Annotated in this window: 18 protein-coding genes; 5 read left to right on the top strand and 13 right to left on the bottom strand. The window is 55.5% G+C overall.

Going from position 1 to position 19,125, the window contains the following annotated elements; genetic code table 11:
• Window position 1: 1 nt before the first annotated feature.
• Window positions 2–1,489 carry a flavin-containing monooxygenase gene (locus ASE07_RS25135; RefSeq protein WP_057293556.1) on the bottom strand — a complete coding sequence of 496 codons (1,488 nt, stop codon included), beginning with the start codon at window positions 1,487–1,489 and terminating at the stop codon, window positions 2–4.
• An 84-nt stretch (window positions 1,490–1,573) separates the two neighbouring features.
• Here ASE07_RS25135 and ASE07_RS25130 point away from each other — a divergent pair, with 84 nt between their 5' ends.
• The 3 genes from ASE07_RS25130 (at window position 1,574) to ASE07_RS25120 (ending at window position 3,944) form a co-directional block, all read left to right on the top strand.
• Window positions 1,574–2,194, top strand: a complete 621-nt coding sequence (locus tag ASE07_RS25130; RefSeq protein ID WP_057293555.1) for a TetR/AcrR family transcriptional regulator — start codon at window positions 1,574–1,576, stop codon at window positions 2,192–2,194.
• A 407-nt stretch (window positions 2,195–2,601) separates the two neighbouring features.
• Entirely contained in the window at window positions 2,602–2,991 is a 390-nt protein-coding gene (locus ASE07_RS25125) for a PA2779 family protein (protein ID WP_057293554.1), read from the top strand.
• Window positions 2,988–3,944 (top strand): PA2778 family cysteine peptidase, encoded by a 957-nt coding sequence (locus ASE07_RS25120; RefSeq protein ID WP_082584477.1) that lies wholly within the window; start codon window positions 2,988–2,990, stop codon window positions 3,942–3,944. Before ASE07_RS25125 ends, ASE07_RS25120 begins: the two co-directional genes overlap by 4 nt.
• Window positions 3,945–4,223: 279 nt before the next feature.
• Here ASE07_RS25120 and ASE07_RS25115 read toward each other — a convergent pair whose 3' ends face one another.
• The 6 genes from ASE07_RS25115 to ftsH all read right to left on the bottom strand — a co-directional run bounded on the left by ASE07_RS25115 (window position 4,224) and on the right by ftsH (window position 9,510).
• Complete coding sequence (locus ASE07_RS25115; RefSeq protein ID WP_057293552.1) at window positions 4,224–4,616, bottom strand: DUF3037 domain-containing protein; 393 nt, start codon at window positions 4,614–4,616, stop codon at window positions 4,224–4,226.
• Window positions 4,600–5,370: a HipA family kinase gene (locus tag ASE07_RS25110; protein WP_057293551.1), complete on the bottom strand. Its 771-nt coding sequence runs from the start codon at window positions 5,368–5,370 to the stop codon at window positions 4,600–4,602. The genes ASE07_RS25115 and ASE07_RS25110 overlap by 17 nt, the downstream gene beginning before the upstream one ends.
• 117 nt (window positions 5,371–5,487) lie before the next feature.
• A complete protein-coding gene (locus tag ASE07_RS25105) occupies window positions 5,488–6,225 on the bottom strand; it encodes an aldolase (RefSeq protein ID WP_057293550.1) in 738 nt (245 codons plus the stop codon).
• An 81-nt stretch (window positions 6,226–6,306) separates the two neighbouring features.
• Entirely contained in the window at window positions 6,307–6,831 is a 525-nt protein-coding gene (locus ASE07_RS25100) for a hypothetical protein (protein WP_156397012.1), read from the bottom strand.
• A 51-nt stretch (window positions 6,832–6,882) separates the two neighbouring features.
• Entirely contained in the window at window positions 6,883–7,509 is a 627-nt protein-coding gene (locus ASE07_RS25095; RefSeq protein WP_057293548.1) for a carbonic anhydrase, read from the bottom strand.
• A gap of 72 nt (window positions 7,510–7,581) precedes the next feature.
• Window positions 7,582–9,510: an ATP-dependent zinc metalloprotease FtsH gene (ftsH, locus tag ASE07_RS25090; protein WP_235548618.1), complete on the bottom strand. Its 1,929-nt coding sequence runs from the start codon at window positions 9,508–9,510 to the stop codon at window positions 7,582–7,584.
• 462 nt (window positions 9,511–9,972) lie between these two features.
• Between ftsH and ASE07_RS25085 the strand changes: the two genes are divergently transcribed.
• Window positions 9,973–11,514 carry a methyl-accepting chemotaxis protein gene (locus tag ASE07_RS25085; protein ID WP_057293547.1) on the top strand — a complete coding sequence of 514 codons (1,542 nt, stop codon included), beginning with the start codon at window positions 9,973–9,975 and terminating at the stop codon, window positions 11,512–11,514.
• Window positions 11,515–11,547: 33 nt separating this feature from the next.
• Here ASE07_RS25085 and ASE07_RS25080 read toward each other — a convergent pair whose 3' ends face one another.
• From ASE07_RS25080 to ASE07_RS25060, 5 genes are all read right to left on the bottom strand, one after another.
• Window positions 11,548–13,284: a bifunctional protein-serine/threonine kinase/phosphatase gene (locus ASE07_RS25080; protein ID WP_057293546.1), complete on the bottom strand. Its 1,737-nt coding sequence runs from the start codon at window positions 13,282–13,284 to the stop codon at window positions 11,548–11,550.
• Between the two features lie 64 nt (window positions 13,285–13,348).
• The gene (locus tag ASE07_RS25075) at window positions 13,349–14,161 is read right to left on the bottom strand and encodes a formate/nitrite transporter family protein (protein WP_057293545.1); all 813 of its coding nucleotides are present in this window, start codon (window positions 14,159–14,161) and stop codon (window positions 13,349–13,351) included.
• 54 nt (window positions 14,162–14,215) lie between these two features.
• Entirely contained in the window at window positions 14,216–14,563 is a 348-nt protein-coding gene (gene nirD / locus ASE07_RS25070; protein ID WP_057293544.1) for a nitrite reductase small subunit NirD, read from the bottom strand.
• A gap of 11 nt (window positions 14,564–14,574) precedes the next feature.
• Window positions 14,575–17,106, bottom strand: coding sequence for a nitrite reductase large subunit NirB (gene nirB / locus ASE07_RS25065; RefSeq protein ID WP_057293543.1), 2,532 nt, complete (start codon window positions 17,104–17,106; stop codon window positions 14,575–14,577).
• Window positions 17,107–17,471: 365 nt separating this feature from the next.
• Window positions 17,472–17,732 (bottom strand): hypothetical protein, encoded by a 261-nt coding sequence (locus ASE07_RS25060; RefSeq protein ID WP_057293542.1) that lies wholly within the window; start codon window positions 17,730–17,732, stop codon window positions 17,472–17,474.
• A gap of 85 nt (window positions 17,733–17,817) precedes the next feature.
• Here ASE07_RS25060 and ASE07_RS25055 point away from each other — a divergent pair, with 85 nt between their 5' ends.
• Window positions 17,818–18,006, top strand: a complete 189-nt coding sequence (locus ASE07_RS25055; RefSeq protein ID WP_057293541.1) for a hypothetical protein — start codon at window positions 17,818–17,820, stop codon at window positions 18,004–18,006.
• A 214-nt stretch (window positions 18,007–18,220) separates the two neighbouring features.
• On the opposite strand, the gene ASE07_RS25050 is transcribed toward ASE07_RS25055, so the two are convergent.
• Window positions 18,221–19,117 (bottom strand): alpha/beta hydrolase, encoded by an 897-nt coding sequence (locus ASE07_RS25050; protein ID WP_057293756.1) that lies wholly within the window; start codon window positions 19,115–19,117, stop codon window positions 18,221–18,223.
• Window positions 19,118–19,125 lie beyond the last annotated feature (8 nt).

Here is a 19,125-nt window from a genome sequence, read left to right as displayed (position 1 = left end):
TTCAAGGCATCGCCCCTTTCTGGCCAAACCGCATCACGCCGTCGTCGACTCGCCCGAAACGAATAGTGATCAGATCCTGCAGGTAGTTCTGGTACACCTGCCACGGACGGCGTGACCCTTGTTTGGGCAAGACATCCTTGGCGCGCTGCACATAACCCGACGTAAAACTGAGGAATGGTTGCGGCTCGACACCGGCCTCGCGGCGCGGCACTGCAATAAGCATATGATGTCTGTCCATGTAGTTCAGCAGCCGGCACACATACGCTGCCGTCAGGTCCGCTTTCAGCGTCCACGAGGCGTTGGTGTACCCGAAAGCCATCGCCATATTCGGTACGTCCGACAGCATCATCCCCTTGTACGCAATCGCATCACTGGCCACACAAGGACGGCCATCAATGGTGATAGCGACTCCACCCAGTACATTGAGCTTTAGCCCCGTGGCCATTACCACGATGTCGGCCATCAATTCCTTCCCAGACTTCAGCAAGATGCCATTGGGCGTAAAGCGTTCGATGGTGTCGGTCACCACGGAGGCACGACCTTCACGTATCGCGCAGAACATATCGCCGTCCGGCACCATGCACACGCGCTGATCCCAGGGCTTGTAGCCAGGTGTGAAATGTGTGCCGACATCGAAGCCGGCGCCCAGTTCTTTTTCGGCCATCTCAACGATACGTCGTTTGGCCTGCTCCGGATAGCGCCGCGCCAGACGGTATAGAAAAATGCTTTCCGCGACGTTTTTCCAGCGTGTTAGGCCATACGCGAGATGCGCGGGTAAATGACGCCCCAATCGGTGCGCGATGCGGTCCTCGGACGGACGGGTGACCACATACGTGGGGGAACGCTGGAGCATCGTCACATGTGCGGCAGATTCCGCCATGGATGGCACGATAGTGACCGCGGTTGCACCACTGCCGATGACAACGATACGCTTGCTACGGTAATCCAGATCCTTCGGCCAGAATTGAGGCAGCACAACGGTGCCCTGAAAGCTGTCTTCACCTTCAAATTCGGGACGGTAGGCCTCGTCGTAACTGTAGTAACCACTGCACATGTACAAGAAGCGGGCTTGCACGGTACTGCGCTGGCCGGACGCCACCTGTTCCACTTCGACTGTCCAGCAAGCCTCCCCGCTCGACCAGGCGGCCCCGACAACTTTCTGACCAAAGCGGATGTGCTTTGTGATGCCGGCGTCTTCCGCTGTTTCACGGATATAACTGCGGATGGCCGGCCCATCGGCGATGGCCTTGGGATTGGTCCATGGTTTAAAGACATAGCCCAGCGTGTACATGTCCGAATCGGAGCGAATCCCCGGGTAACGGAATAAGTCCCAGGTACCGCCGATCGCGTCCCGCGCTTCCAGGATCGCATAACGTTTGTTGCGGCACCGCCGCTGCAAATGGTGGGCAGCGCCAATGCCCGACAGCCCGGCGCCGACGATGAGGACGTCGAGAAGATCTTCTTCGAAATGATGCGGCGAATCAGGCATGAGCACGGTTCAGGCGATGAAAATATTTCTGACACTGTATCGTGTCAAAATTGATCTGACAAGATTTCGTGTCAAAATAATGGAATGCCATCAGAAACCGTTCCCGCTCGCCCCTACCGCGGCATGTCGCCCGACGAGCGGCGTGCCCAACGGCGAACCCAATTGATTACAGCCGCCATCAAAGTGTATGGCGAACGCGGCTATCGCCAGGCAACCGTCAAGGGAGTATGCGAGGCGGCTGGACTGACGGAACGGTATTTCTATGAATCCTTCGCCAATAGCGAAGAGTTACTGATTGCGTCGTTTAACGCGGTGACTTATACCGTGTATCGCGAAATTACCCAGGCTGCGCAGACTGTAAAACGGAACCGGACCGAGCGCGCCCGTGCCATGCTGCGCGCTTACTTTACGGCGCTCCAGCGGGAGCCGCGCTCGGCGCGCGTGTTTCTGGTTGAAATTCGCGGTGTCAGCCCTGCCGTGGATGAAGCATTCGATCTCGCCCTGCAAACCATTGGACGCGGCGTCACCGAGTTCGTCGCGCGCCCTGGAGTAAAGCCTGATGAATTGCTCCAGGCGGGAGTTATCGGCGGAACGATCCACATTGCACTGCGCTGGATTGCGCAAGGGTATGAGCCGCCCATTGAAAAAGTGATTGATTCGGCATTGCGTCTTGGCATGGTTTTAGTAAGAAAGCCCACTCCCTAGTTGCCAAAACTGCATCTTATCCGCAGCAGAGATAAACTTCATATGATCCCGACGAAGGGTTGATCAGGTAAAGGCTTTTCTCTCTATTCAAAACGATAACAATCCGTTACACAATTGCCCGAAGAGGGAACGCAGCTCTGCCTATAATTGCCGCACTGTTGGTATTGCAGTACGGACAGGCTTACGCAATGTCTTATAAGCGCGGGAGAAATTGAGGCGGCTCAATTTTGTTATCGAAGATTTTCATATAAATAGTATTAGGACTCCATACTTGTTTGGCATCGTTACGCTACCGGACCCGCTGTATGCAGCATGCTTTATGTACGTGACAGGACGGACGAGACAGTGGGATGCGTTCGAACCAACCACCGACAGAAGTAGTAACTCAATCTCATAAAAGGAAAATAATGAACGCATTCAAAAAACTGACGGCATCATTGCTTGTTGTCTGCTTCACCGCTACTGCCTTGCCCATGCAGGCAAGTGCCGCCATTGTTTCCACGCAAGAAGCCAGTTCGAGTTCGGTTCCCGTTGGTGAACGTGACCGCGTGATCGGATTCTTGTCGCGCGAAGACGTGCGCAAGTCCATCGAAGCGCAAGGCGTCAATCCTCAGGATGCGCTTGACCGCGTACAGGCAATGTCGGATCAGGAAGTCCAGCAGCTTGCAGGCCGCATCGATCAGCTGCCGGCGGGCGGCGACATCCTCGGCGTATTGTTCACGGTGTTTATCGTTCTGTTGGTGACCGATATTCTCGGCCTGACAAAAGTGTTCCCGTTCACACGCTCGGTTCGATGAAGCAAAGAGCGTTTCCTGCACGCGGGTGGGGGGCGCTCATTGCATCCCTCACTGTTGTGCTCGCTTTAGGCGGATGCGCGACGCCACAGGTCACCTCATTGCAGCAACACTGGCCGGAAACACTGCAGCGGACCACGATGATTCAGGGTGTGCCGTTCTATCCGCAGAGCGATTATCAGTGCGGACCGGCAGCCCTTGCCATGGCGGCCGGTGCCGCGGGCGTAGCCGTGAGCCCGGAACAGCTTGTCGATCAGGTCTACCTGCCCGGCAGGCAGGGAACGCTGCAGCTGGAGATGCTCGCCGCCACCAGACGCATGGGACTGGTAGCGCATCAAATCAGTCCTGACATGTCGGCTTTGCTGAAAGAAGTGGGGGCCGGCAATCCTGTCATCGTCCTGCAAAACCTGTCATTCGAATTTGCGCCGGTGTGGCACTATGCCGTGGTGATTGGTTTCGATCGTGAGCGAAATACCATCGTATTGCATTCGGGCCGTACCGAGCGGATGGAAATGTCGCTCTACACCTTTGAGAGGACCTGGGGTCGCGCGGACCGATGGGCTATGCTCGCGATGCGTCCGGATCGCTTGCCGGCAACGGCAAGCGCCACCACGTATGCGGCATCCATTGCGGTCCTCGAACGCAGTTCAGCGAAAGCTGCCCGCACAGCGTATATGACCGCGCTCAAGCAATGGCCTACGGAGCCGATACTTCAGCTCGGCGCAGGCAATACGGCTTACATAATGAAAGACCTGAACGGTGCCACCAGTGCTTACCGAAACCTGGTGAAGACTCATCCCGATAACGCGGATGGGTGGAATAATCTTGCCCAAGTGTTGCTTGATCAAGGCCGGCATCGCGATGCATGGACTGCGATTAATCGCGCGGTCTCGCTGGGTGGTCCGCGTCTTTCGAGTTACCAGAAGCTGCGGCAGGAGATACAGTCAAAGTTGTAGTGACACCGGCATCGTGAGCGTAAGCCGGCAGAATGAATGACTGAATTAACGTCAGATGTAAGACTAATTCCACGCTGTAACGTGACAAATGAGATTGATGGATTCTTTTGACTGCCAAGGCGCAGGAGGAGTCAATAGCGAGCTATTGACGACGAGTGCAACGCAGGCAGACGGCTCGGCGCCCCCGGAAAAAGACGCGATCTCATGTTGCGTTATGGTCGGGATTGGCACAAGTCGTTCAACACACCGATCCACGTCTATACGGTTCAGACCGGATACTTACGGTAGCCGAACGAACCGTGCCATAAGACTCTCGACCACCGTATCAATCTGCCGGCTGAATCCTGAATGAACCGGTGATACCTGCAAAACAGCGCTTCTTGTCGCAACGAGAAAGTCGAACACATTCCTAAGGGATCGGCTATTGCTGTTATCACCTTTTACGCAGGCTGACCGGAACGCATTCAGGGAGTTGTCCAGCATATCCATGTCCAGTTGCGGATCCAGTGCCCGCAACCGATCGCGGTTGTATTCGAAGGAACATGCAAGGAAATTTGCCGGCCCGCACAATACGATCACACCGACGTTCATAAACTCGCCGCGTTCGACGCGCGGCACCACCCGAACGATCGCGTAGTCGTAGCGCAATGAAGATTCAGGCAAGGCGGTCATAGGCTTCTACGGCTTCCAGGACAAAAGGACGGGGGAATGGTAAGCGATCACAAAAATAACGGATGTACTCGTCCCGCAATCGCTTCGCTTCCTCTGGTAGTTCGCTTAGCCAACTTTCCGGTATGTCGGCGACCGTGTTTTCAATAAATTGCCTGTCGATACGTTCACTTAGCTTCGTATCGATGTCCGACAAGGCACTCGCATTGGCAAGAAGTACATGGTCTTTAATCTGCGGAAAACGGTCCCGGGCCCGGGATGGAATCGGGGATGACGCATGATGAAAATACAGCGCCGCTCCATGGTCGATCAGGTAGAGCTTGCGATGCCACATCAGCAGATTAGTATTACGCCGCGTACGATCCATGTTGCACACGAGTGCGTCAAACCAGACGATCTCCGAGGCGAGTGTGCTATCGACAGAAAAGGCAGCCGGGTCGAATGCAAAGGACCCCGGTAAATAATCCAGCGCCAGATTGATTCCTGCGCTGGCACGGATGAGATCCTGTATTTCAGGATCCGGCTCGGTATCGGCCAGCGCCGGATCCAGCTCCATCAATACAATGTCCGGAATCGGCAAGCCAAGCTTGCGCGCAATTTCGCCGGCGATCAATTCAGCAATCAGTGCTTTCGTGCCCTGCCCTGCGCCCCGAAATTTCAGCACATACATGCCGTCGTCACTGCCTTCCACAATCGCGGGCATCGAGCCGCCTTCGCGAAGCGGCGTGATATACCGGGTGACCTGCACTGTTTTCATGGATTTTGCCGACGAGTGATGGACGATGATTCCGCAGACTCTACACCCTCACCCGACGTGATGGTCAAGACGCACACGCTACAACATCAAGTTGTTATTACATTGTTGTCACGCGATTCAACGGAGCGTTCTCCGGAGCGCATCGAAAAACAAAGTGGATTGCAGGCGCTCACCTTGTACTTGCTCCGCCACGCGGGACGATATCGCATCATCGACGGGCATCAGCTTGCTGCCGGTAGAATGCGCAATTACCTGCGCCGCACAGGCGCGCTCAAGGTAGTAGAGATCGTCATACGCGTAGTCGATGCGGTCACCGCAAACAATAACGCCATGGTTAGCCAGAAATACGATATCACCACCGTTCATCGCATGCGCGATACGTTCGCCTTCGGAGGCATCCAGTGCAAGGCCGTTGTAGTGGGCATCGATCGCAACCCGTCCATAAAACCGCATCGCGTTTTGCGATAGCCTGGTATCCAGACCACGCTGCTCTGTCAGCGTCAGCGCGGTCGCGTACGGCATATGCGTGTGCAGCACGCAGTTTTTACGTGCAATACGATGAATCGCCGCATGAATGAACATGGCGGTAGGCTCCACCTCGTGGCGACCGGCCAGCTTGTTGCCGGTGTCGTCAATCAGAATGATGTCGTCCGCCTGGACTTCGCTCCAGAGAAGTCCGCGCGGATTCAGCAGGAAATGCGAGTCGCTGCCCGGCAGCGCAACGCTGAAATGATTGCACACCCCCTCGGCCAGTCCATGTTGTGCAGCTGCCCGCAAGGCCAGTGCGAGATCGGCGCGCAACCCCGCAACCGCCGGTGAGTAAAAAATTTCTTGCGCAGAAAAATTTGTGGTCATCACTGTTCCATTGGTCTGGCATCGAGCCGGACGTTGTTTCTTAACGAAATCGAGGGCAAAACGGTCAAAACGGTCAAACCATCAGACCAGACGCAACCCGGGCCGTGACAGGTTCCAATCTACCTTATCTTTCAAAAACCATCCAATTGCCGCGTAAGTCTGAAATGCGTCGCGATCGGACACGGTGTCAAGCATCGTAATGGAAGTCGCGCGCCGGTGCCGCTCGTTCAGCCAAACCGTTTCGGATTCAATCAGTTCCGTTGCCAATGCCAGCCAGTCATCGCTGAAGCGAAACGCCGATTTCCAGTTAGCCTGGTGAAGGTAACCGTTTTCCACGCCAGCGGTGAATGCATCCAGAAACAAGCGCCACAACGGTATGAACAAAAACCGTTTGTCGTCGTAGTCGAATTTGTTCAAGGCCTGGTAATTACGGACGGCTTCGAACACCTTCGTCTCTACGTTCCAGCCCCCATTGTCAGGCGGCGTCATCTGCTCATCTTCAGTACGCGAACCGATATAGGCCCGCTCATGGGTCAGGGGCGTCACTTGCGGCGTGTAGCCTTTTCCAATGCGGTCCATAACGGCGGTCGGCAGTGCGGGTTTCAATTGTCATGTCTTGCGTGCAGGTGCTGCACTTCGCACGCGGAACATAAAATCTCACGACGGCGGTACGCCATCAAAGAAATCAACGATACCGGATTCAAGTGAATATTCCGCGCCAACGACCGCCAGTTTATTTTGCTGTATCAGGCGTTCAAGGATTTCCGATCCATGCCGCAGGTGGCTGGCCGCGATGCGCACGTTTGCACGAACCGCTTGTTTTGCCAGTTCTTCGGGGTGGTGCCTGAGGTCGGTGGCCAGCAGCGGCTCTACTGCAGGAAGGATGCGCTCGACGATCGAATGCAAATGCTTGGATTGAAGGCCCACAGGCCGGATCGCTTCCTGCAGCGTGGCGGCAACGGCGCCGCACTGAGAATGGCCGAGCACCACGACGAGTGGCGTGCCAAATTGTTCGGCGGCAAATTCAACGCTGCCGATCTGGGATGGTGCGACGATGTTACCGGCAATCCGGATAACAAATAAATCGCCGAGTCCCTGATCAAATACGATTTCTGCCGGGACCCGCGAATCGGAGCAGCCGAGGATGATCGCAAAAGGCTTTTGTCCCTTTAGCAGTTCGCTGCGACGATCTCTATCGGTGGGAGTCTGTCGGTTTCCCATATCGAGAACAAAGCGCCGGTTCCCCTCGCGCAGGCGCTCCAGCGCTTCTAATGCTGTAGTCATGCATCATCCTTTTTTATTGCAGGACCTCCATTATCGCTTCTATGGTCGCGTCGTGTCGGCATCCGGCGTGAGTTATTGCGAAAGCTCCGGGGCCGGTGGCAGTCCGGTCACGTCAAGGATTTCCTGCTCATCCAGGGTTTCCCTTGCGAGGAGCGCGCCCACCAGCGCATCAAGTTCTTTGCGGTGTGCCTGTAGCAAGCGCGTGGCTTCCGCATGGCTGTCGTGAATGATCTGCTGCACTTCCAGATCGATGAGCCGCGCGGTTTCCTCACTGAATGGCTTTTCTCCGCCGAAGCCTGCGGAACTGCCGAGGAAGGCATTCTGGTGCGGCGCAAGCGCCACCATACCGAGTTTGTCGCTCATGCCCCAGCGGGTCACCATGTTGCGGGCAAGGTTGGTCGCCTGTTCGATATCGTTCTCTGCACCGGTTGTTCTGGTTCCGTAAATAACCTCCTCCGCTACGCGCCCGCCAAGCATGCCGATGATCCTGGCGCGCAGATAGGCTTCCGGATAATTGTAGCGATCGGTTTGCGGGCGCTGATATGTCACGCCAAGCGCCTGCCCTCGCGGAACGATCGTGACGCGATGTACCGGATCGGCGCCGGGCACCAGCAAGCCGAGAATCGCGTGGCCGCTCTCGTGGTAGGCAATGCGTTCGCGGTCTGCCTGGCTCAGGAGGATCGGGCGTTCCGGACCGAGCACGATTTTTTCCAGCGCATCCAGAAAATCTTTATGGCGCACATCGCTCTGATCGCGTCGCGCAGCCAGCAGCGCCGCTTCGTTGACCAGGTTCTTCAGATCTGCCCCGGATAACCCGGGCGTGGCGCCGGCCATTTCCGTCAAGTTGACATCCTTGGCCAGTGGCACCTTGCGTGTATGTACCTTCAGAATCGCCTCACGTCCGGTCCGGTCCGGAAGATTGACGACAACCCTGCGGTCAAACCGGCCTGGCCTGAGCAGCGCCTTGTCCAGGACGTCCGGCTGATTGGTCGCGGCGAGCACGATGATCCCCTCGCGACTGGAAAATCCATCCATTTCCGTGAGAATCTGGTTGAGTGTCTGTTCCTGTTCGCTTGAACCTCCAATCACAGTCTGACCGCGCGCACGGCCGATTGAGTCGAGTTCGTCGATAAAGATGATTGCGGGGGCATGTTCGCGCGCCTGCTTGAACAGATCGCGGACCCGTGCCGCGCCAACGCCGACGATCATTTCCACGAACTCGGCCGCGCTCATCGAAAAGAATGGCACGCCCGCCTCGCCTGCAACCGCCCTCGCAAGCAGCGTCTTGCCGGTTCCTGGCGAGCCGATGAGCAATACCCCCTTTGGGGCCGCGCCGCCAAGACGAGTGTACTTTTCGGGATCCTTCAGAAAATCCACGACTTCAATCAGTTCGTTCTCCGCTTCGTCAATACCGGCCACATCATTAAAAGTCACGCGATTGTCCTGCTCCTGGTCATAGCGGCGCGCCTTGCTTTTGCCTATGCCGAACATCGACCCGCCTATGCCACCACCTTGCTGCGCGGCACGGCGATAAAGCCATACATAAAATCCAATCAACAGCAGTGCAGGTCCGAACCCATAGAGCAAGGTCGCCAGCGCACTGCCGCTATTGATGGGAACCGCGCTGATTTCGACCTTGTTTTGTATCAGGAATTGTTCCAGTCCTTCGTCGACGAAGGCCGGCAAGGTCGTCGTAAAGGTTGAGGAAGTGCGGCTCGGAACTTCCGGCAGCAACCTCGGACGCTCCTTCGACTCCTTGGCATCCGTGGTGCCTTTGTCGTCCTTATTGTCGGGCGGCCAGGTCACCGGCGCACCAAAGCGTCCTTCGATGCTGGCACCCTGGCTGTAAATGGACTTCACGTTGCCGTTGGCCACTTGCTGCTTGAAGACCGTGTACGGGACGGTTACCGGAGCGTCGGCATCCGAGAAGAACGTTTTCGTCACCAGATAATTGGCGAAAAGGATAATGAGGAATAACAGCCACGCCTTGCGGGGCGGCATCCTTGGTTTTCCCCCGAGCGTGGGATCTTTCTGCCCTTTATTGACAGGCGGAACAGGCTGCTTTCTCAGACCAGGATTATCATCGCGTTTCATATAACGATTCGGCCAGAACAACGAGGCGTAAGTTTCTCAAGCTTCCATAATCAGCGTTGTTTTACCTCAAGCTACCATGCAACTGATGCCTGCGAACCGGCATTTATCTTGACATCCTCCTTCTACCCCCAGACGTTTGCAATCTGTAATCTTTTAGACATTTTGCTGCACCGCAGAACAATGCGTGCTATGTCGCGGTGCCAACTTACAACAATTTTATGCAGTACGAATTGCACAACGCCAGATTTTCAATTAATTGTTGCAAGGAAATGTCAAAATACAGTAATGCCGCGGTAGACAGGTCGCAGCGGTCACAAACTGTCGTTTCCTGAGGCTCAACATATCCTGACAGCTTCTTACCCAATCACTATGCTCAAAAATTTCACCATCAAAACCCGGCTTATTGCCGTGATCGCCTTCCTGTCCATACAGTTGATCGTTGGCGGCGTTATCGGCATCGTCAGCCTTAGCCAGGCAAATGGATCCATGCAGACCATCTACGACGATCGGCTCGTGACCCTTGGCCAGCTCGATCGGATTATCCGCATGATCAATGAGAATGAGATCGTGATTTCCAAGGCGCTCACCGGTGAGCAGAACGCCGTCGAAGAATCCCTGAAACACGTGAATGAGCGTTCGCAACTGGTTGACAAGGAGTGGGCTGCCTACATGGCGACTTACCTGACGCCGGAAGAGAAAAAGCTTGCCGCAGAATTTACCGAGGTACGCAAAAAATATCTGGCAGAGGGATTGAAGCCGGCTGTTGAAGCGCTGAAAGTGCTCGATACCCAATCCGGTATCGCAGCCGTCCATGGGCCGATGACCATGTTATTCAAGCCGGTGCGAGAAAAGCTCGATGCCCTGATCCAGTTGCAGCTGGACGTTGCAAAGGCTGAATTCACAAAATCCCAGACGGTGTATATGTGGGTCCGAAACGCATGTACGGCAGGCATCCTGTTCGGCGTGATCCTTGCAGCGGTAGTCGGCGCATGGCTGGTGCAGGCAATCACCAGGCCGCTGAACGCGGCGGTCAAAGTCGCGACCGCTGTTGCGGCAGGTGACCTGACGCAACAGATTCGGGTGATGTCAAACGATGAAACCGGTCAGCTGATGAAAGCGCTGAAGAATATGAACGACAGCCTTCTGCAGATTGTCAGCCAGGTTCGGACCAGCACCGATACCATTGCCACCGGTTCGACCCAGATAGCGACGGGCAACCAGGACCTGTCGTCGCGCACTGAACAGCAGGCAAGCTCGCTGGAAGAAACAGCATCCTCGCTGGAAGAACTGACCTCGACAGTCAAGCAGAATGCCGACAATGCACGTCAGGCCAATCAGCTGGCACAGTCGGCGGCGAGTGTCGCGCATCAGGGTGGCGCGGTCGTCTCGGAAGTGGTTGAGACGATGAACGCCATCAATGAATCTTCCAGGAAGATCTCGGACATCATCAGTGTCATCGACGGCATCGCATTCCAGACCAATATCCTTGCGCTGAACGCGGCTGTGGAAGCAGCTCGTGCCGGCGAACAAGGGCGTGGTTTTGCCGTGGTGGCTTCCGAGGTACGCACCCTGGCGCAACGTTCCGCGGCAGCGGCCAAGGAAATCAAAGGTCTGATCAACGAGTCGGTGGAAAAAGTCGGAGCAGGTACCAAGCTTGTCGACAATGCCGGCGCAACGATGCAGCAGATCGTAGAAAGCATCCAGCGTGTCACGGATGTGATGGGAGAAATTACGTCCGCCAGCGAGGAACAGACCGCAGGCATCGAGCAGATCAACCAGGCGGTCAGCCATATGGACCAGGCAACCCAGCAAAACGCCGCACTGGTTGAAGAAGCTGCAGCCGCGGCAGACGCGATGCGCGACCAGGCCGGGGCGCTTTCGCAGGCGGTGGGCGTATTTAAAATCGCCTGAACATGGAAGAGGCGCCGCACAAAGCTTGCGCTGCTACCTGGGGATCGAGGGATATCCGAGCAGCAAGAGAACCACGAGCATCAAAATGAACGATACGCCTTTCCAGAAAACGACAGGATTACGTTCGATGAGTGGCGGACGAGTCTTGTTGAGGAAGGCCTTGTTAGGATGATGCAGATCGAACATAAACTCGGATAAGTCATCGTAACGTTTATGCGGTTTCGGATGCACTGCTTTGCGGACTGCTTCATCCACCCAGAGTGGAATGTCGCGGCGATGTTCGAGCACGGATTGATAGACCAGTTTGTTTTGCGATGAATGGGTTCTGGCCTTTGCCACCTGCGTCCCATAAGGCAAGCCTCCCGTCAGCATGTGATAAGCAATCACCCCCAATGAAAACTGGTCCGAACGCGATGAGCCGTCTTCCTCCAGAAAATATTCCGGCGCGGTATAGGGCGCCGTTCCGAGCAACTCAGGCGGCCCGGAACTGGCAGTCATTTCCGTTATTCCTGCCACCTTGGTCGAACCAAAATCAATAATTTTGACTGTGCCGGTCGTATCGATCATGATATTGGCAGGCCGCAAATCCTGGTGCAGCATTTCCAGCCGATGAAAGGCACGCAATCCTTTAGCAATCTGCTCAATAATGCGGCGCACCGTATCGAGGTCAGGCTTTGGGTTATCAATCATCCACTGGGACAGCGTCTGGCCGTTAATGAATTCCGTCACAACGTACAGGTAATTGCGCTTACGATTGGGTAAGCATGGCTTCAGCACATGGGCGCTATTGATGCGTCGCGCAATCCACTCTTCCATCAGGAATCGTTCCAGATATGCCGGATCGCCGCTCAGATCGACCGATGGCGTCTTGATACTGACTTCAGTACCGGTCTCATCGTCGATGGCCAGGTATACATGGCTGCGGCTGCTGGCATGCATTTCCCGGACGATTCTAAAACCATCGAACGCCATCCTCGGCTCCAGCAGTGGAGGCAAAGGCAATTCAGCTAGCTGCTGATACATCTCGTAGGCGTCAGGCGCTGGTAAGGCATCAATCCTGGCAATCTGGATGGTCAGATTGTCCTTGCTGCCGCGTCGGTATGCTTCCTGGACGATCACCTTTGCGGCCTGGTCCAGGTTATCCCGATTGTCATTGACCGTTGCCATGATAAAGCCGGCGTCAACATGTTCATAGACGCCGTCTGTCGCGAGCAGAAAAAGATCGTCTTGTTCAACCTGCAGCGTGCGGTAATCGATTTCGATTTGTTGATGAACGCCCAGTGCACGACCAAGATAACTTTGCTCTGCTGACATCCATATCCGGTGATCGTTCGTCAACAAGTCCGTCGCATTGCCACGCACATGGTAGATCCGCGAATCGCCGATATGGAAGATATGGGCCGTCGTCGACTTGATAACCAGCGCGCTCAGGGTGCACACATAGCCTCGGTCCTTATCGTACCGGTACTGACTTTGCTGGGTCTGTGCATGAAGCCAGGAATTCGTCGCAACCAGTACGCGTTCTATCGACGTCTTGACCGACCAGGCATCGGAGGTGCAGTAGTAATCCTCAAGAAAGCCGGTGACGGCCGACTGGCTGGCGACCTGGCTCACATCGCTGCTGCTGATACCGTCAGCGATAGCCAGCGCCACCCCCTTGGTCATCAACAGCGGTTCGTTGGGGACATACGCACCGTGGAAATCCTGGTTGATTTCCTTTCGCCCCTTATCGGAATGCTGTCCGATCGATATGTTTAATTGACTGATCATGTATATGAAAGCGCCTCAGGGCCTGGTGGCACTGAGGCGCTTCTCTCACAGTTTTCCCTGCGGATTAACGAAAGGAACGCTTGGGAGCGGTTTTCACGTGAGTTGTGTACAGAGTCAGACCGGTGAATGCCAGTCCTCCCACCAGGTTGCCCAGTACGGTTGGGATTTCATTCCAGATCAGATAGTCCATGAGCGAGAAATTACCTCCCATGAGCAGACCAGACGGAAACAGGAACATGTTGACCACCGAATGCTCGAAGGCCATGCCGAAGAACAGCATAATCGGCATCCACATTGCAATGACTTTCCCGCCCACCGTCGTCGAGATCATTGCACCGACCACCCCGAGGGAGACCATCCAGTTACAGAGCATGCCTCTGACAAACAAAGTCAGCATTCCGGCAGCGCCATATTGTGCGTAGCCCAGTGTGCGTGATTCGCCAATGACACCGATGGCATGACCCACCTTGCTGGGCTCGGTCGAGAAGCCATTCGTGAAGACGATGGCCATCAAGACGGCAACCGTGAAGGCGCCCAAAAAGTTACCTACAAAGACGATACCCCAGTGCTTCAGAACGGCACCGATCGTGACACCCGGACGCTTGTCGATCAGCGCAAGCGGCGTCAATACAAATACGCCGGTCAACAGATCGAAGCCGAGAAGATAGAGCATGCAAAAGCCGACCGGAAACAAGATTGCTCCGATGATTGGATATCCGGTCTGTACCGAGACAGTGACCGCGAATACGGCTGACAGCGCGAGGATCGCTCCGGCCATGTAAGCCCGGATCAATGCATCCCTGGTGGCCATGTAAATCTTTGATTCGCCGGCGTCGACCATTTTTGTGACGAATTCCGAGGGCGCTAAATAGGCCATGATGTTTCCTTTTAAGTCGCAAGAATGAGGGTTGATAAACGAAAATCTTGTGCGTCAGACCGCGACCCAGACCGTGCGGTTTTCAATTCGAACCGGATAAGTACTTACTGAGTTCTGGGGAGCTTCAATACATTCGCCATTGCGAAGATCGAAGTGATGCTTATAAATCGGGGACGCCACCACCACCCGCTCGCCGAGATTACCGATCAGGCCGCGCGACAGCACGCTGGCATGTGCATTCGGGTCGTAGTTGTCGATTGCAAACAGACGTTCGGTATCGTCCTTGACATGAAATACCGCCACATGCCTGTCCTTGACCAGCGCGCAGATACCGGTATTGGGAACGATGTCGTCCACCGAACATACTGCACTCCAGGTTGTCATTTCAGCTTCTTTATTCATGATGGTTAACCTCAGGCTGCTTTTGCGATGATGGGAATGGTGACTTTGCGTTCATCCGGCGTGGCAGGACGAATCTGACCGCGCTCTTCCACGAACACGACGTTCTGGTCCGGCTGGTCACTGTTGACGAACTGGCGGAAACGCTTGCGGGTTTCCGGATCGGTGACAGCGTTCTTCCATTCACACTCGTAGGTGTCGACCACATGCTGCATGTGCGCCTCAAGTTCGGCCGCCATGCCGAGCTTGTCCTGGATTACGACTTCCTTCAGATAATCGAGGCCGCCTTCCAGGTTGTCGCGCCAGACGCTGGTGCGCTGCAGGCGGTCCGCGGTACGGATATAGAACATCAAGAAGCGGTCAATGTAGCGGACGAGGTCTTCCTTCGACAGGTCCGATGCCAGCAATTCGGCATGGCGCGGCTTCATGCCGCCATTGCCGCAGACATAGAGGTTCCAGCCCTTTTCGGTTGCGATCACGCCGACATCCTTGCCCTGTGCCTCGGCGCATTCGCGTGTGCAGCCGGACACGCCGAACTTGATCTTGTGCGGCGCGCGCAATCCCTTGTAGCGGTTCTCGAGTTCGATCGCGAGACCGACGCTGTCGTCGACACCATAGCGGCACCAGGTCGATCCCACGCAGGATTTGACCGTACGCAGCGATTTGCCGTAAGCGTGGCCGGATTCGAAGCCGGCATCGATCAACTCTTCCCAGATGGCCGGTAATTGGTCGACACGGGCGCCGAACAGGTCGACCCGCTGTCCGCCAGTGATCTTGGTGTACAAGCCGTATTTCTTGGCGACCTGTCCTACTGCAATCAATCCGTCGGGCGTTACTTCGCCACCCTGCATCCGCGGCACAACGGAATAGGTGCCGTCCTTTTGAATATTTCCGAGGAAATAATCATTCGAATCCTGCAAACTGGCATGCTCTTTCTTGAGGACGAAATCATTCCAGCAAGATGCAAAGATGCTTGCCACAACGGGCTTGCAAATATCGCAACCCAAGCCTTTGCCATGTGTTTCCAGTAGCGTATCGAAAGTCTTGATTTCGCCGACGCGAATCAGATGGAACAACTCCTGGCGCGAGTACGCAAAGTGTTCACATAAGTGATTGTTTACCGCAAGGCCCTGCTTTTTCATTTCCGCTTTCATGACCTGCGTCACCAGCGGAACGCATCCGCCGCAGGCGGTACCGGCTTTGGTGCAGGACTTGAGTTCGCCAATCGTCGTGATCCCGCCCGCAACCGCTTCGCACAACTGCCCCTTCGACACATTGTTGCAGGAGCAGATCTGCGCGGAAGCCGGTAGCGCGTCCACACCCAGGCCGGGTTTAGCCTTGCCATCGCTTTGCGGCAGAATCAGGAACTCGGGATCAGTTGGCAGTTCAATCCGGTTCAGCATCATCTGTTGCAGCGTGCCGTATTCGGTGGCGTCGCCAATCAGCACTGCGCCGAGGAGATGCTTGCCGCAATCGGACACGACAATTTTCTTGTAGACCTGCTTGCGTTCGTCGGCAAACTGATATGCACGGCTGCCGGCACTGGTGCCCATGGCGTCGCCGATACTGGCGACATCAACGCCCATCAGCTTGAGCTTGGTACTCATGTCGGCACCGGCAAACTCAGCCGCCTCGCCGGCGAGATGTTTGGCCGCGACACGCGCCATGTCGTAGCCTGGTGCAACCAGGCCAAAGATCTGGCCGTTCCACAATGCGCATTCGCCGATCGCATAGACATCCGGATCGGACGTACGACAAAAGTTATCGATGACAATGCCTCCACGTGGTCCGACGGAGAGAGCGCTTTCGCGTGCCAGTTCGTCACGCGGGCGAATGCCGGCGGAAAAGACGATCATGTCTGTCTCAAGGTGCGTACCGTCGGCAAACACCATGCGATGCCGTGCGCTTTCGCCATCCACGATCTCGACGGTATTCTTCTGGATATGTACCTGCACACCGAGGTCTTCGATTTTCTTGCGCAGCATGCGACCGCCGGCGTCATCCACCTGAACTGCCATCAGGCGCGGCGAAAATTCGACAACGTGGGTGAGCAGATTCATGTCACGCAGTGCCTTCGCGCATTCGAGGCCAAGCAAGCCGCCGCCGATAACAACGCCGCTTGTTGAACGACTGCCGCATTCGAGCATGGCTTCGAGGTCTTCAATCGTGCGGTAGACAAAGCAGTCCTGACGGTCCTTGCCGGGAACAGGCGGCACAAAGGGATACGATCCGGTGGCAATGATCAGTTTGTCGTAAGACAGGGTTTCGCCCGTGCTTACCGTGACTGTCTTGTTGTGACGGTCAATGGCGGTGGCACGTGTGTTCAGTTTGAGCAGCAGGTTGTCACGATTGAAGAAGTCCGCGGATACGAGCGACAGATCGGCTGCCGATTTTCCCGCAAAGAATTCGGACAGATGAACCCGGTCGTAGGCGGCGCGCGGCTCTTCGCAGAGTACGGTCACTTCCGCATCACGGATGTTGGCTTCGTCCAGACTTTCCAGAAATTTGTGACCTACCATGCCGTGGCCAATGACGAGGACTTTCATAGCGTTTCCTTGGACGTGAATATTGGTGACGTCAGCAGAGCTGCATCATTTTTGAACTTTGGGCGAGGGGCGAATTGGGCCGGCGGCAGAAAACATGCCCGGCAGGTGTAGCGGCGGATATACCAGCCACCGTGTCGGTGGAGGTATCAATGATCCTGCTGAGGAGACGGGACGAAAACAGGTTCCAAACAATGTGAGTGGCTTGCATCAAAGCCGCCAATACGCGGAAGCTGCCTATGCAATTCGCTTTAATTAACATCCGTTATCCATAGCTGTACGCGCATCCTGGCACCAGCCGGCAGGCTGCTGCTTCAATGCACGGGACACCCTTGTCCAATGCTCGCCCGACGTTGGGCGTAGTACTACTAAGCGCTATTGCTTTGAACTGACTTTAGCAATCGGCATGCCATACCACTTGTGCCGGTTTTCAGCATGGAATGACGGATTTTTTGCATCACCTTGGGGTGTTGTGCCTCAACACAGCGCATGACGATGGCGTCTTCGCACTGCGACAGTGCGAACGGCGCACGTACTTGCACCACCATCTCCATTGGTCCACATGCCGGCGATTCTTTGTTTTTGCTCAGCCTGCCGTTTGATGTTTTCGATATCAGATTTTGCAGCACGGCCTAATCTGACGGTATGGCGTATTCCCTTGTAGTAGTCCGGGGTTGTGCCTGATGCAGCATGAAATAATTCAGAAGGAACCCTATGCAAAACGATTTTGACAAAGCGCGCCGTGAGATGACGGGCAACATGCCAACCGGTGAATACCGTATGGACAAGATGAAATTTCGCGTGACACGCCGTTCGCCAGAGGATGAATCGGCGACGGAAGACCGGAAAAACTGGAAGCGGGAACCCGATAACGAAGCGGACTATACGTGGTTCCTGATTTAAGCAAGCAGCGTAATAAAAACGCGCCTGAATGTAAGGAGCATGTCAAAAATGTAAGCAGACGTATCCGGATTGACGCAAGCCAAGACATCTCTCGAAACCGGGTTTAATCTATAGATGCATTAAGAATCCCTGTAATGAAGCATTTTCAGCCCGCTACCTGAATTGGCCAGCGGGCTTTTTTTATGCGTCCGGCTCGGTCCGTCCCGAAAGGTCTTTATTGACCAATCAAGGTAAGCAGCGATGATATCGCGGGCACTTTCTGTTCCGCGCTGAAAAGGCGTGCATGAAGAAACCCCGCAATCCGCTGCTGTGTGTCGGCAAGATAGGGAATATTGAAGTGATCCGATCCTGGCACGGTCTGGTCGACCTGCACGCTGGCGAGCTTCGATACCAGCAGATCCGTGTGCGAGCGCGGTATGACGCTGTCATTCTCGGCGCGCAGGACCAGGACCGGCCCTACGACCTGCGACGCGTGCTTGATCGACTCAAACCGATGCCTGAGCACCAGCGAAACCGGGATCGTCTTGAAGCGACGCTTGGCAATCGCCAGGATAGAGTCGTAGGGCGTAATCAGCACAGCGGCAGCGGCAGGACGCTGCGCCGCCACCTGCAAAGCGACGCCTGAACCGAGGCTGCGACCAATGACAGCAATTCTCCCGGGATCAACACGCCTGTGTTCGGCCAGCCAGTCGAACAGCATCTGCCCATCTTCGACCAGGTGCCGCTCGGCCGGAATGCCATCGGAATCGCCATAGCCCCGATAGTTCATCACCAGAACCGTCATGTCCGGGCACATGGTTCCAGCGTCTCGCGCCACCCAGGAGACCTCTTCCGAGCGTCCGCCAAAATAGATCGCCGCTGGATGCGGGCCTGGTGCCTTCGGCGTCAAAAGCCAGCCACATAGCCTTGTCCCATCCTTGCTGCGCAAGACAATCGAGCGAGTACGATGACTGGCACTTCTTGGACGCTCGACTTCTTTGACACGAATTGGGTTGAATATCAATCTATGTTGTCTGGCGGAGAGCGTCGCAAACAGACCCAGCCATACCGTGCCTGCCATTCCGGCCATTCCGGCCAAGCCGGAGAGAATGTGTTTGCTTCTTTGCTTCATGCGGCGCC

Source organism: Noviherbaspirillum sp. Root189 (genome assembly GCF_001428545.1).
Lineage (GTDB): Bacteria > Pseudomonadota > Gammaproteobacteria > Burkholderiales > Burkholderiaceae_D > Noviherbaspirillum.
This window is presented reverse-complemented; position numbering and strand designations above follow the sequence as displayed.

Coding starts and splice junctions, on each gene's coding strand:
- ASE07_RS25135 (WP_057293556.1), bottom strand. CDS start 1,489: ATGCCTGATTCGCCGCATCATTTCGAAGAAGATCTTCTCGACGTCCTC.
- ASE07_RS25130 (WP_057293555.1), top strand. CDS start 1,574: ATGCCATCAGAAACCGTTCCCGCTCGCCCCTACCGCGGCATGTCGCCC.
- ASE07_RS25125 (WP_057293554.1), top strand. CDS start 2,602: ATGAACGCATTCAAAAAACTGACGGCATCATTGCTTGTTGTCTGCTTC.
- ASE07_RS25120 (WP_082584477.1), top strand. CDS start 2,988: ATGAAGCAAAGAGCGTTTCCTGCACGCGGGTGGGGGGCGCTCATTGCA.
- ASE07_RS25115 (WP_057293552.1), bottom strand. CDS start 4,616: ATGACCGCCTTGCCTGAATCTTCATTGCGCTACGACTACGCGATCGTT.
- ASE07_RS25110 (WP_057293551.1), bottom strand. CDS start 5,370: ATGAAAACAGTGCAGGTCACCCGGTATATCACGCCGCTTCGCGAAGGC.
- ASE07_RS25105 (WP_057293550.1), bottom strand. CDS start 6,225: ATGACCACAAATTTTTCTGCGCAAGAAATTTTTTACTCACCGGCGGTT.
- ASE07_RS25095 (WP_057293548.1), bottom strand. CDS start 7,509: ATGACTACAGCATTAGAAGCGCTGGAGCGCCTGCGCGAGGGGAACCGG.
- ftsH (WP_235548618.1), bottom strand. CDS start 9,510: ATGCCGCCCCGCAAGGCGTGGCTGTTATTCCTCATTATCCTTTTCGCC.
- ASE07_RS25085 (WP_057293547.1), top strand. CDS start 9,973: ATGCTCAAAAATTTCACCATCAAAACCCGGCTTATTGCCGTGATCGCC.
- ASE07_RS25080 (WP_057293546.1), bottom strand. CDS start 13,284: ATGATCAGTCAATTAAACATATCGATCGGACAGCATTCCGATAAGGGG.
- ASE07_RS25075 (WP_057293545.1), bottom strand. CDS start 14,161: ATGGCCTATTTAGCGCCCTCGGAATTCGTCACAAAAATGGTCGACGCC.
- nirD (WP_057293544.1), bottom strand. CDS start 14,563: ATGAATAAAGAAGCTGAAATGACAACCTGGAGTGCAGTATGTTCGGTG.
- nirB (WP_057293543.1), bottom strand. CDS start 17,106: ATGAAAGTCCTCGTCATTGGCCACGGCATGGTAGGTCACAAATTTCTG.
- ASE07_RS25055 (WP_057293541.1), top strand. CDS start 17,818: ATGCAAAACGATTTTGACAAAGCGCGCCGTGAGATGACGGGCAACATG.
- ASE07_RS25050 (WP_057293756.1), bottom strand. CDS start 19,117: ATGAAGCAAAGAAGCAAACACATTCTCTCCGGCTTGGCCGGAATGGCC.